Source organism: Rhodococcus sp. IEGM 1302 (genome assembly GCF_030056935.1).
GTDB classification, from domain to species: domain Bacteria; phylum Actinomycetota; class Actinomycetes; order Mycobacteriales; family Mycobacteriaceae; genus Rhodococcus_F; species Rhodococcus_F qingshengii.
Window position 1 is genome coordinate 243,679 of sequence record NZ_JASHKY010000001.1, and the last position, 12,506, is coordinate 256,184.

Here is a 12,506-nt window from a genome sequence, read left to right on the forward strand (position 1 = left end):
GCGTGCTTTACGTGATGTTCAGCTTCTGCTCGACGAGTGCTCCGCGGGTCGCGGAGCCACCGCCGCTACGCGGGCTACCCCGACCTACCGCGTAGTAACCACAACGAACAAGTGGGGTCGACGCACCGAGATCGTCGGCGCCAGGACGAGTGAGATCCCGGCCACCCCGAGGTTTCGATTTCTATTCGGTGGGAAGGAGGCATGTGCAGTGCATCCATCCAGAAGCCCACGAGAAACTGCGTCACCCGAGGAGTATCGATATGCCGGACCAGTACGCAATGCAGGACCCGACCACGCGGTTCCCCGCTCCTGTGCGTGAGCGGCAGGCGGAGATCGCACACCCCGGTCTCACCGCAGACATGATTTCTCCTCCCGACCACGGTGAAAACACCTATCGAGGAAGCGGTCGACTCGAAGGAAGGCGTGCGATTGTCACCGGAGCAGATTCGGGCATCGGACGTGCGGTCGCGATTGCATTTGCCAGAGAAGGCGCGGACGTTGTCCTGAGTTATCTCGACGAGGAAGAACAGGACGCTCGGGAAACCGCTCGCTGGGTCGAGGAGGCAGGTCGCAAAGCCGTCTCGGTGCCGGGAGATCTCCGAAGCGAGGAACACTGTTCTGCTTTGGTCGAAACCGCGGTGCGTGAACTCGGCGGACTCGACATCTTGGTGAACAACGCCGCGTTTCAGATGGTGCAGATGGGCGGCATCACCGATATCACCACCGAACAATTCGACCGTGTGATGAAAACCAACCTCTACGCACTATTTTGGCTCTCCAAAGCAGCGATCGCGCAGATGGAGCCCGGATCGACGATCGTGAATACCTCGTCCATCCAAGGTGCGTCCCCGTCGCCCGAGCTGCTCGATTACGCCACGACAAAGGCGGGCATCATCGACTTCACCAAGGGGTTGGCCGCCGATGTCGCACGAAAGGGAATCAGGGTCAATGCCGTTGCACCTGGACCGATTTGGACGCCACTGATTCCGGCGACGATGCCCAAGGAGAAGTTCGAGACGTTCGGGGACGACGTTCCGCTCGGGCGGGCAGGTCAGCCGGCCGAGCTTGCTCCCGCCTATGTATTTCTCGCCTCTGGCGAATCCAGTTACACCACTGGGGAAGTCATCGGCGTGACGGGTGGAAAACCGCTCACCTGAATGTGCGACTAGACAAGGCGTACGACGACGGCGTAACGGTCAACCGTTGTCGAGGCCCGCGGCGACCATCGCTGCGGCGGTCTCTCGTTCGGAGAATGAGCCCTTCTCCAGACCCCGGATGACGCCGGAGCGATCAGCGGGGGAACGGTTTTGATTCAACTTCGCTTTTCCGTAGACACGGGCCACGTGCAGTTCGATCCCCACAATCCCTCGCAGCTGCGCATCGACGAACTGCGGCGGCGCGTCGGTGACCTTCCATTCGTTCTCACGGCCGGATTCATGTCGAGCTGTCAGTGCGGTGACGTGCGCACGCAGCCACTGCTCGTCGTCGTGCGCAACCAGTTGGCCGTAGACGTAGAGAACTTCGTAGTTCCACGTCGGGACGACCTTCCCGTGGACGCTCTTGCTCGGGTAGAACTCGGGGCTCACGTAGGCGTCGGCGCCGGGGAGGATCACCAGAGACTCCGATGTCCCGGTGTATCGCCAATGCGGATTCGTCCGGGCGAGATGCCCCTCCAACACGTTTCCTTCGGCGTTGTACAGCAGTGGCATCGACGTGACTTCGAGGGTCTCGGGGCCCGGTGTGACCAGGTGTCCGAATCCACCGGCGTGGAGAGAGTCGGCGACCGCGTCGTCGGAGAGGCGGAATTGTCCGGGCAGAATCATGTGTCTCCTCACAGATTTTTTGTCATGTGACAATGTGTCACAGCGTGGAGGTTCTGTCATGTGCTAATAGAGTGAGCCTGTGACCAGCACTGTGGCGGACCAGGTGAGGCTCTATGTCGTCCGCGGGACAGCGGGCGAGATTTCCGAGGGCATCCGCAATCTCATCAGTGCTGGGGTACTGGCTCCAGGGGATGCGTTGCCGCCCATACGGGCCTTGGCCGACGATCTCGAGGTTCACCGGAACACAGTTGCCGGAGCCTATCGCTTGCTCGTGGCGGCGGGAGTTGTGGAGACACAGGGCCGGCGCGGCAGCTTCGTGCGAGCCATACCGTTCCTGGAAGGAGAAGGCGGTATCGCTCTTCCTGGCAGCGTGGATCTCGCCAGCGGAAATCCTGATCCGGCATTGCTGCCTGATCTCAGAGCCTCGTTGGACCGGACCACTTACACGCCCCGGTTGTACGGCGCCGCAGCCACCGAGCCTCTACTCGATTCCTGGGCACGTTCCTCGATCGAGGACGAGGTTCTAAGGCCGTGCTCGATCACCATCACCAACGGTGCCGTTGACGCGGTCGAGCGACTGTTGACCGCTCATTTGACCCGAGGTGACGCCGTCGCGATCGAGGATCCGTGCTTCCTGGCGAGCATCGGAACGCTCAAAGCCAACAGCTTCCGAGCGGTACCGATGGACATCGACACTTCGGGTATTACCCCGCAAGGGCTGCTGCGTGCTCTCGAAAGTGGTGTGCGCGCGATTATTTGCACCCCTCGTGCGCACAACCCCACCGGGGTCAGCATGAGCGCCGACCGAGCGGCGATTCTCGGAAGCATCCTGGCCGAGTTCCCTCACGTTCTGGTAATCGAGGACGATCACTTCTCTGCCGTGTCCAGCAATCGGTACTGTCGGCTCGCTCCGATGAGCACGACGCGGTGGGCGCTTGTTCGTTCCGTGTCGAAATTTCTCGGGCCCGACCTGCGCGTGGCAGTGGTCGCCTCGGACCTCGACACCGGCATTCGGCTGAGCACTCATCTCCGGTCGGGCGCCAACTGGGTCAGTCACCTGCAGCAGCGCTTGAGTGCTGAACTGCTGAGTGATCCGACGGTGATCGACGGCCTCGCCAATGCTCGCGCTGTCTACGAGCGCCGCCGAACCCTTCTGAAATCTGCACTGTCAGAACATGATATCGAGGTTCCTGACACTTTCGACGGACTCAATGTCTGGGTTCCGCTGGATCGGGATTCCGAACCGATTGTCGAGCGACTCGCCGAGTCTGGCTGGCTCGTGCGGGACGGAAGTCAGTTCTCGGCGACGCCGGGTCAGTGCCACCGGGCACTTCGTGTGACCGCCTCCACCATCACCTCTGACCAAGCACGCGAGTTCGCCAGTGCCCTGGCTGAAATATTGGCGAGCCCGTAGTTGTCCAGCTGCACTACGGTGCGAATCTGAGTCTCTCGCTTCTCGACGAAACTACCGGCGACGGCTGGATCGATAGGATCGGTTCGAGCGACGACGAAGGGTGTAATTGTGGCGAGGGCGGTTGTTGTCGGTGCGAGCCGAGGTCTTGGTCGTGCTTTGATCGAGGGTCTGAGGAGCGATGGCGACGAAGTTCTCGGCATATCGCGTCGGCGTCCTGACGGGTTCGACGTCTCCGAGTGGATCGAAGCCGACCTGACCGATCCTGTTACGGCAGCGAATTCGATCGATCAGGAGCTTGTCGGTGGTGTAGACACCCTGATCTGCAACGTCGGAATTTGGGAAGGGGATGCCTTCACTTCCGATTATGCGTTCACAGATCAATCCGATGTCGAAATGCTCGAAATGATCAACGCCAACATCACGGCCACAATTCTCCTGCTCAAGCGCCTGATCCCGAGAATGATCGGCCGTCCTCGACCTCGGATCATCTTGACCGGGTCCACCTCGGGACTCCCGCGAAGCGGTAGGCCGGAGGTTGCGTTCGGTGCATCGAAGTTCGCGATCAACGGCATTGCCGACGCGTTGAGAGAGGGCTATCGGAAGGACAGACTCGCAGTGACTGTCCTTCATCTCGGATATCTCAATACAGAAGACGGACTCGACGTGCCCCGAGACGTCGCTGCCGCCAGGGGAGAGGGATCTCTGGTCCCGGTACATGACGTTGTGGATACGGTGCGCTCGATCTCGAGTTTGTCGTCTTCGACGTCAGTGCGGGAAGTAGTCCTCACTGCGATCGACGATCCGCGATTCTGATTTGCGGCTGTCGACTCAATCTGGTTGCTGAACAGACGTATTCAGAGAATCTAGACCCCGATCAAGAAGTAAGCTCCGGTCAGATACGTCAGGGTGAGGCCCGCCAAGGTCCACGCCATGTACGGCCGGATGTAGAGGCGCCGCAGGCGGTGCAATCGCAGGGAGGCTCGCAAGAACGCGCCCACGGTCCCGAGCAGCAACATCAGGCTCGGGACGAAGACCGCCAGTCGGCGATCCTTCTGTGAGCACAGCAAGGTGTCGGTACCGAAGCATTCGCCCCGCCGGGAGCCCAACCACACGATCGCGATAACCAAAACCGCGGTAGCCAGAACGACTGACACGCCGTACGTCAGGGTTCGCCTGTTGATCTTTCGCTCTCGACGCTGAATTACATCTGACGCGTCAGAACTGTCGGTCATCACACCGGCTCCTGTACATCGCACCTCACTTCGTGGATCGGCGGTGGGAGAGGGCGTACAGCACTACTCCGACGGCCAAGAGTAATGATGCGCGTAACCACGTCGCAGCGCTCTGCTGGGTGAGCAACGCAACGCACGTACCGAGAGCGAGGATCGGGAAGATGATCGGCGTTCGGAAGTGTTTGTGTTGCACTGCGTCACGGCGCAGAACCAGGACGGCGATGTTGGTGCTGATGAATACGAAAAGCAGCAGGAGTACCACCGTCTCCGCCAGGGCTGACAGCGATCCGGTGACGCAGAGAGCCATGGCAACTGCTGTGGTCGCGATAATCGCCACCCAGGGGGTCCGTCGCTGCGGCAGTACCCGAGCGAAGACGCTCGGGAGCAAGCCTTCCGATGCCATCCCGTATGTCAGCCTGCTCGCCATGATCATTGTCAGCAGTGCGCCGTTGGCGACGGCGACCAACGCGATCAGGCTGAACAGGCGAGGCGGAACGCCGACGTCGGCAGCTGACACAACTTCCAGCAGTGGCCCGGAGGATGCGGCAAGTTCGTCGGCGGGCAGGACCACCGAGACAGCCAGGCCGACAAGGACATAGGCGGCGCCGGCTGTCAGTAATGCTCCGAACAGTGCGCGTGGGTAGACCTTGCTCACGTTCTTCACTTCTTCGGCGACGTTCGCGGACGTTTCGAAGCCGACAAAAGAGTAGTACGCGAGGAGTGCCGCAGCCAGCACCGCGAGTGCAGGCGATCGGCTGTCGTCGAACTCCACGACGCGGCTCAGGGTTCCGTCGCCGCGCCCGAGAACTATGCAAGCGAGGACGACAACGAGGACGAGCCCGGTGACCTCCACGACTGTCATGACGACGTTGGCGCGCATCGACTCCTTGATGCCTCTGGCATTGAGAAGTCCCACCAGGAGCAGGAAGACGAGCGCCGCTGGAACGGTTGGGACGTCGATGAAGGCTTTGAGATAGTCGCCCGAGAATGCGAGGGCGAGTCCCGCCGCACTGGTTACGCCGGCCGCCAGCATCGAGAAGCCGACAAGGAACGAGATCAGTGGTTTCCGATACGCCCGTTGGGCGAAGACGGCTGCGCCGCCCGCTCGCGGATATTTGGTGACCAGTTCGGCATACGACGTTGCTGTCAGCAATGCCATGACGAGCGCTACGAGCAGTGGTACCCAGACGGCTCCACCAACTTCACCGGCGATGACGCCCACCAACGCGTAGATACCGGCGCCCAGAACATCTCCGAGGATGAACACGAAAAGGAGTGGGCCGGTTATCGCCCGGGTCAGAGTGTTCGTACCGCCGCCTTCGTCGCGGCGTGCGGTTTCGTCCACGTTCTCGGCCCTCGCGGCGCGTCGCATGTGCAAGGTTCATCCTGTCTTCATGGTGACGTGCCGCCACCTCAGGAGCAGTCATGTACCCATTGGCCGAGGTTTCAAACGTAGGTCGCCCGCCTTCCCGTGCTTTGCTTGTAGGGGAATCGCAGAAGTAGTGACTGGAGGACGAAGTGGCCGAAACGACGGTTGCCGCGGTGATGGACGAGTTGGCTGCTCTCGAAGATCCGAAGGCGCGTGCGGTGAACGAGAAGCACGGTGACGATCACGGTGTGAACCTCACAAAACTGCGCGCTGTTGCGAAGCGATTGAAGACTCAGCAGGAACTCGCACAACAGCTTTGGGCGACGGGCGATACCGCGGCGCGATTGTTGGCCCTTTTGATCTGCCGCCCGAAGGCGTTCGAGCGTGACGAGTTGGATGTCATGTTGCGAGAGGCCCGCACTCCGAAGGTGCAGGACTGGCTCGTCAATTACGTGGTGAAGAAGAACCCGCATGCCGAGGAGTTGCGGGTGGCCTGGACCGCTGACCCTGATCCTGTGGTCGCTAGCGCCGGGTGGGCTCTGACCACCGAACGTGTCGCGAAGAAGCCCGAGGGACTTGACCTTTCAGGGCTACTCGACGTCATCGAGGCGGAGATGAAGGATGCTCCTGACCGCCTGCAATGGGCGATGAATCACTGCCTGGCTCAGATCGGGATCGAACATGCCGAGTACCGCGCCCGGGCAATCGAGATCGGTGAGCGACTGCGGGTGCTCGAGGATTACCCGACTCCACCGAACTGCACCTCGCCGTTTGCGCCCATCTGGATCGCGGAGATGGTGCGACGACAGAGGGCAAAGTAGAGCGCACGACAACTGAGGATAGGGTTACCTTCGTGCTACGTTAGGCGCCGTCACCCGCTCGGGGTGTCTGAGCAGGTCGATCGACCGGGAGGTCCTGGCGTGGCGAGAATTTTGGGACGAGGGCTGTCAGAGCGACGAAGTGGTGGCAGCCGTGTCCGCCGGATGGTAGCCGTCGTGGCGGCGTGCGGGCTGGCGGCCGGAATGGCGGCCTGCAGCAGCAACAGCGACAAAGACAGCACCGACGACAAAGACAGCACCCGGACTTCATCCGCAGTCGACGCCGCGTTCCCGGTGACGATCACGTCGGCCCTCGGCACGGCCGAGATCAAGGAGGAGCCCAGGCGGGTCGCAACCTGGGGATGGTCCAATCAGGACGCCCTCCTGGCGCTCGGTGTCGTCCCGGTCGCGATGCCCACTTTCTCCGGACCTCAGTACGGGGCCGACGCGCAGGGCATTCTGAAGTGGGACGCCGAGGCACTCGACAAGCTCGGTGGCGAGCAGCCGATCTTGTTGTCGGGTGACGGAACGGGCGAAGCACCTGTCGAGCAGTTCGCCAAGGCTGAACCAGATCTCATCTTCGCCCCGTACTCCGGGCTCACTCAGCAGGAATTCGACGCACTGTCGAAGATCGCGCCGGTGGTTTCCTTCCAGGACGAGCCGTGGACCGCGTCGTGGCAGGACCAGGTGACCATCGCTGGTCAGGCGCTGGGTAAACAGGCCGAGGCCGGCACGCTCATCGACAAGACCAACGCCGCGATCAGCGCGACGGCTGCGAAGAACCCTGCGTTGCAAGGTAAGACCGTCACCATCGGACTCCCGAACAGTCCGAGCACCTTCGCGGTGAGTAAGAACGCCGACGTGCGTGTCGAGTTCCTCGAGCAGCTGGGTCTGAAGAACGAGCCGACGATCCAGCAGGCCGATCCCGTCAAGGATCCCGAGGCCGTGTACTTCGAGCTGAGCACCGAGCAGGCGCCGCTGATTGCGTCTGACGTGCTGTTCGTGGTGGCCTACGACAAGGACTCTCTGAACGCGTTCCTCGCCGAGCCACTGGTGGCAGCTCAGCCGGTGATCGTCGATGGGCGTACGGCATCCACCAAGGACTTCAGCGTCGACAAGAACTTCGCGTTCGGCGGACTGACGGTCCTGACCATCCCGTACATCCTCGACGACGTCGCCACAGTTCTGAACACCGCTGCCGGCAACGTCAAGGGCTGACCGGCCCGCTAGCGGGAAGTTCGAAACTGTGTCCGGTACCGCTGTGGGCTGGTGCCGACCAGGTCTCGGAAGCGTTCGCGGAACGTGGTGACGGCATTGAATCCGACTTGTCCCGCAACACGTTCGATCGAGTGGTCGGTAGTCTCGAGCAGAAATTGCGCTTGGCGGAGCCGCGCGTGATGGAGCCACTGCAACGGCGTTGTACCGATCTGTTCCTGGAAGCGGCGGTTGAGCGTGCGGGTGCTCATCGTTGCCCTGGCCGCGATTGTCGTGATGTCGAGCTGCTCCCCGAGATTCTCTTCCATCCAGTTCAGCAGTGGACGAAGGGTTGTCCCGCTGGGTACGGGAGGCTCGTGGACGATGAATTGTGCTTGCCCTCCGGCACGTTCGAGCGGCATCACGCTCAGACGTGCCGTGTCGGCGGCGACGGCAGACCCGTAGTCCTGACGCACCATGTACAGACAGAGGTCGAGTGCGGCCGCAGCGCCCGCCGAAGTCAAGATGTGCCCGTTGTCGACGTAGAGAACGGCAGCATCGACGTCGACAGCCGGGTGCCGACGCGCCAACTCTGCGGCGGCCGCCCAGTGCGTCGTCGCGCGAAGTCCGTCGAGCAAGCCGGTGTCGGCGAGCGTGAATGCGCCGACGCACAGTGATGCGATGCGTGTGCCGCGATCCGCGGCTGATCTGAGGGCGTCGATGATCTCGGCGTCGACCGGCACATCGAGATCGGCGGTGCCCGGGATGATGATCGTGCTGGCCTGGGCGAGACGTGACAGTCCGTGCGGTACGCGCATCGTGAACGTTCCGGTCTCCACCTCCTCGGTGAGCGCGCACACGGCGGTCCGGTAGGCCGGTGCGCCTGAGGGAAGCCTGCATCGTCCGAAGACTTCGAGGGGTGCTGCCAGGTCCATCGGCACCACTCCGGGCAACGCGAGAACTGCAACGTCATGCATGTCTGAAACGTAGCGTATGTGGCGCGAGATTCTGTGATCTCGTGTCGTGAAATATCCTCTCAACTGGTATTTCACAGAATATGTGAGGTTGGCTGAAAGCCGTCGAAGGTTGGCTTTCAGCCGTCGCCGCAGGGGTCAACTTCCTCCTACTGTCGTAGGAACAGCGAAGCGCACAGGAGCGCGTCGCACAAAATCGGAGGTTGCAGTGCACGCGCAGATCGTGTTGTTCGACGGATTCGATCCCATGGATGTCGTGGGTCCGTACGAGGTGCTCTACGCCGGGGGTCTCGCCAGCGGTGGGGCGTTGAGTGTCGAACTCGTCAGCGCGGAGGGGCCTCGGACCGTCCTGAGTGGAAGTGGTGAACTCGCTATGACCGCCACTGCAACCCTCGATGTCGAACACGCGGATCTGATCATCGTTCCCGGAGCATCGGGTCTCTTCGAACCCGATGCGGACCAGCCGGGCACCAGTTTGCCGGAAAGACTCGCGGCCACAACGGAAACCGAACTGCCTGTCATGATGCGGCGTGCACTCGACGATCCTGGTGTTCTTGTTGCGACCGTCTGTGGAGGATCTTTGGCGCTGGCGATGGCGGGGCTTCTCGAAGGGCGCCGCGCCGTGACACACCATCTTGCCGTGGACGCACTGGCGGCCGGCGGCGTTATTCCGATCCAGGCGCGAATCGTCGACGACGGTGACCTGATCACCGCCGGCGGTGTGACATCCGGTCTCGACCTTGGCCTGTACCTGTTGGAACGATGCCTCGGGCCCCGGATAAGTCTCGAGGTCGAAGCGCTCTTCGACTACGAGCGTCGTGGAACGGTGTGGTCGGCCAAGGGCGCCGAGCCTGTAATCACCTTCGCCCCGGACGCTGCGTGAATACGCTTGTGCGTACCGAAACGCGAGAAATCCCATGACCGGAATCCTGCTGTCCCTCCACGTGATTGCGGCCATTCTTGCCATCGGCCCCGTCGCTGTGGCGGCGAGTATGTTCCCGGTGGCGAGCCGCGCCGCGCTCGCCGATCCGGACAGCGCCAGTGTTGCGACGACGGGCATGCTGCATCGCATCGTTCGGGTGTATGCCACGATCGGCGTTGTCGTTCCGATGCTCGGTGTCGCCACCGCCGTCAATCTCGGAGTGCTCGGTGACCTGTGGATCCTCACCTCGATCGCACTCACCGTCGTTGCCGCCGTGATACTCACCGCGGTCGTGCTTCCCGCCCAACGGCTGACAATGGCGGCGATCGAAGGAACCGGGTCCGTTGTGGATGTCGCAACGCGGCTCACCCGTCGACTGGGCACAGCGACGGGGATCTTCAATCTGCTCTGGGTCGTTGTCGTCGTGCTGATGATCTTTCGGCCAGGATCGACAACCGGCGTGTGATCCGAGGCGATATTTCCCGTGTCGGAGACAGCGACGCTTGACCTTGACACAGTGACAAGGACTCCAATGGTCGACGAAGGAGGTGGTTGTCGTGAACACAACCAACCATGGTGGGCAGAATGCTCACCTCGTCGACGCATTGGCCGCGGCTGATCCCTCGGTTCGGCTGCGCGCCGCGCTCGCTGTCGGCACGCGCCCGGACCCTGAGCTGACGGATGCCCTGATCGATCGGTGCGCCGTCGAGCCGGACTTCTTCGTCCGCGACATGCTGACCTGGGCATTGTGCCGCTTGCCGGCCGAAATTACGGTGCCGAGGCTGATCCGTGAGCTCGGGTCCGATGGTTCGCAAGCCCGCAGTCAGGCGCTCCACACCTTGTCCAAGATCGGCGATCCGATCGCGTGGCCCGAGGTCTCTGCGCTGGTGCACGACCAGGACGACGAGGTCGCGCGCAGTGCGTGGCGCGCCGCAGTGGCACTCGTGCCGGCAGGAGTCGAGGGTGCACTCGCAGCGGATCTGGCGACCGAACTCGGGCGGGGCGAACTGCAGATGCAGCTCAGTCTGAGCCGTGCTCTGACCGGGCTCGGCGAGGCTGTACTCCCGGTGCTCGACGCGGCCGGAATGAACCCGAATCCGCGTGTCCGGGCGCATGCTGATGCTACAAAGCAACTCTGGCACGACCCCGACGGTGGGTTCGCACTCTCACACGAGTTGGCGAAGCGCGTCGCGGCAATCGGCCCGGACGCGTAGGAAGGGGAGACGGATGTTGATCGGCGAGGTCTCGCGGCGTTGTGGTGTCAGCACACGGATGCTGCGTCACTACGACACCTTGGGACTGGTGAAGCCGACGGGCCGCACGTCCGGCGGTTACCGGGAGTACTCCGCCGACGACATCCGTCGACTCTTCCACGTCGAGAGCTTGAGGACGTTGGGGCTCTCGTTGAACGAGGCCAAGCGTGCACTGGACGAACCCGACTTCGCGCCGGCCGATTTGGTGGGTGAACTCATGCAACACACTCGGCAACGGATCGCGGCGGAGGAGGAATTGCTGACCAAACTCGAAAGGGTCGACGCATCCGCCCCTTCGGAGTGGGATGACGTCCTGCGCATGGTCTCGCTGTTGCGTGCACTCGAATCCGAGTTCGCTGCCCACCGTCAGCAAGCGATCCTGTCGCAGGAGCTGAATGCGGCGTTGCCCGTCGACGCACTCGTCGAGGCCATCCTGTCGGAGAAGGATGCCAACGTGGCCGGAGCGTTGCAGTGGGCGTTGGCGAGGACCGAAGGTGCGGGCCTTGCAGGTCTCACGAAGGGCCTCGAATCGGAGGACGTCGAGGTTCGACGCCGCGCGACGTCGGCCATCTCCGGGATCCACACCGAGGAAGCAACTCGGGCGCTGAAGCGAGCTCTCGATGATTCGGACGCGATAGTCCGCGCTGATGCCGCTCTCACCCTCGGATCTCGCGGAGAGGCCGTCTCGATGCCCGCTCTCCTCGAGATGGTCGCCGACGGGCGACGCGACGTCGAGGCCGGAGAGGTGCTCGGTCTTCTCGCGGAGCACTCACCGACAAGCGGTGAGGTCGTCGATGCCGTGCAGGCAGGGCTCGACGGCACTGACGACGCCCCGACGAGGTTGCGAATCACGCAGGCACTCGCTGAGATTCCCGGCGCGGCGGCCCGGGAAGCGCTCGCCCGGCTGACACGCGACGACGACAAGACGGTCGCGTCCACGGCAGCGGCGATCCTCGCGATGCGGGACCGTGGACCACGCCGACGCGAACGACCGCGTATCGGGAACTGAAATCGGAGAACTAGGGCACCTCTGAAAAATGCGGGCCCGGGTGGTCAGCGCCGCAACGATTTTGCCGCGGCGTTGCCCTTCAACGCTGCACAGAGCAGGACAAGGAGCACCGCTAGAAACACGACTGTTGAGGCGACAGCCGACACCACAGATCCGAAACCTGTCACGACACCGATGGTGACCTGCATGCACAGTCCCACTACGGCTGTCCACACCGTCCGGCGTAGAAGGGGCCACGCAATCCGATGGGCCAATTGCCACGCCTCGGGGCTCGAGATCGTTGCCTTCGTTCGTATGCCGACAACGGGATTCGGTTCATCACCGACCAGTCGCGGCATGAGCCCAGCAACGAAGGCGAGGATAAGCGTCGACGACGACAGTGAGGCCGTCAGACCCAGTAAGTCAGGCGATCCCACCCGTCCAGCCCCCCTGTCGGCAGATTTGACACAGCGGACATTCCAGTCTGGGGTGCCGCTGGGACACATCCGACTGTATGCG

At 62.5% G+C, this 12,506-nt stretch carries 14 protein-coding genes; 9 read left to right on the forward strand and 5 right to left on the reverse strand.

Annotated elements, in window-relative coordinates:
- The first annotated feature begins 260 nt into the window (after positions 1-260).
- Positions 261-1,157 carry an SDR family oxidoreductase gene (locus QM609_RS01135; protein ID WP_050654950.1) on the forward strand — a complete coding sequence of 299 codons (897 nt, stop codon included), beginning with the start codon at positions 261-263 and terminating at the stop codon, positions 1,155-1,157.
- A 39-nt stretch (positions 1,158-1,196) separates the two neighbouring features.
- On the opposite strand, the gene QM609_RS01140 is transcribed toward QM609_RS01135, so the two are convergent.
- The gene (locus QM609_RS01140; protein ID WP_030537447.1) at positions 1,197-1,823 is read right to left on the reverse strand and encodes an FMN-binding negative transcriptional regulator; all 627 of its coding nucleotides are present in this window, start codon (positions 1,821-1,823) and stop codon (positions 1,197-1,199) included.
- A 79-nt stretch (positions 1,824-1,902) separates the two neighbouring features.
- Between QM609_RS01140 and QM609_RS01145 the strand changes: the two genes are divergently transcribed.
- Both QM609_RS01145 and QM609_RS01150 read left to right on the forward strand, forming a co-directional pair.
- A complete protein-coding gene (locus tag QM609_RS01145; protein ID WP_225320193.1) occupies positions 1,903-3,237 on the forward strand; it encodes an aminotransferase class I/II-fold pyridoxal phosphate-dependent enzyme in 1,335 nt (444 codons plus the stop codon).
- 108 nt (positions 3,238-3,345) lie between these two features.
- A complete protein-coding gene (locus tag QM609_RS01150; protein WP_042448150.1) occupies positions 3,346-4,050 on the forward strand; it encodes an SDR family NAD(P)-dependent oxidoreductase in 705 nt (234 codons plus the stop codon).
- Positions 4,051-4,100: 50 nt separating this feature from the next.
- On the opposite strand, the gene QM609_RS01155 is transcribed toward QM609_RS01150, so the two are convergent.
- Together QM609_RS01155 and QM609_RS01160 are read right to left on the reverse strand one after the other, a co-directional pair.
- Positions 4,101-4,469, reverse strand: a complete 369-nt coding sequence (locus QM609_RS01155) for a hypothetical protein (protein WP_042448254.1) — start codon at positions 4,467-4,469, stop codon at positions 4,101-4,103.
- Between the two features lie 25 nt (positions 4,470-4,494).
- Positions 4,495-5,841, reverse strand: coding sequence for an APC family permease (locus QM609_RS01160; RefSeq protein WP_007735660.1), 1,347 nt, complete (start codon positions 5,839-5,841; stop codon positions 4,495-4,497).
- 146 nt (positions 5,842-5,987) lie between these two features.
- On the opposite strand from QM609_RS01160, the gene QM609_RS01165 reads away from it, so the two are divergent.
- Together QM609_RS01165 and QM609_RS01170 are read left to right on the forward strand one after the other, a co-directional pair.
- Positions 5,988-6,659: a DNA alkylation repair protein gene (locus tag QM609_RS01165; protein ID WP_030537444.1), complete on the forward strand. Its 672-nt coding sequence runs from the start codon at positions 5,988-5,990 to the stop codon at positions 6,657-6,659.
- 162 nt (positions 6,660-6,821) lie between these two features.
- Positions 6,822-7,874: an ABC transporter substrate-binding protein gene (locus tag QM609_RS01170; RefSeq protein ID WP_042922926.1), complete on the forward strand. Its 1,053-nt coding sequence runs from the start codon at positions 6,822-6,824 to the stop codon at positions 7,872-7,874.
- 8 nt (positions 7,875-7,882) lie between these two features.
- On the opposite strand, the gene QM609_RS01175 is transcribed toward QM609_RS01170, so the two are convergent.
- Positions 7,883-8,827 (reverse strand): GlxA family transcriptional regulator, encoded by a 945-nt coding sequence (locus QM609_RS01175; RefSeq protein WP_042922997.1) that lies wholly within the window; start codon positions 8,825-8,827, stop codon positions 7,883-7,885.
- A 205-nt stretch (positions 8,828-9,032) separates the two neighbouring features.
- On the opposite strand from QM609_RS01175, the gene QM609_RS01180 reads away from it, so the two are divergent.
- The 4 genes from QM609_RS01180 (at position 9,033) to QM609_RS01195 (ending at position 12,008) form a co-directional block, all read left to right on the forward strand.
- The gene (locus tag QM609_RS01180; protein WP_007735669.1) at positions 9,033-9,707 is read left to right on the forward strand and encodes a DJ-1/PfpI family protein; all 675 of its coding nucleotides are present in this window, start codon (positions 9,033-9,035) and stop codon (positions 9,705-9,707) included.
- Positions 9,708-9,741: 34 nt separating this feature from the next.
- A complete protein-coding gene (locus tag QM609_RS01185) occupies positions 9,742-10,212 on the forward strand; it encodes a DUF2269 family protein (RefSeq protein WP_003943264.1) in 471 nt (156 codons plus the stop codon).
- Positions 10,213-10,294: 82 nt separating this feature from the next.
- On the forward strand, positions 10,295-10,960 hold the full coding sequence (locus QM609_RS01190) for a HEAT repeat domain-containing protein (protein WP_179090777.1): 666 nt from the start codon (positions 10,295-10,297) through the stop codon (positions 10,958-10,960).
- Positions 10,961-10,973: 13 nt separating this feature from the next.
- Complete coding sequence (locus QM609_RS01195; RefSeq protein ID WP_050654951.1) at positions 10,974-12,008, forward strand: HEAT repeat domain-containing protein; 1,035 nt, start codon at positions 10,974-10,976, stop codon at positions 12,006-12,008.
- Positions 12,009-12,052: 44 nt separating this feature from the next.
- On the opposite strand, the gene QM609_RS01200 is transcribed toward QM609_RS01195, so the two are convergent.
- The gene (locus QM609_RS01200; protein WP_158656626.1) at positions 12,053-12,424 is read right to left on the reverse strand and encodes an SdpI family protein; all 372 of its coding nucleotides are present in this window, start codon (positions 12,422-12,424) and stop codon (positions 12,053-12,055) included.
- Positions 12,425-12,506: the final 82 nt, after the last annotated feature.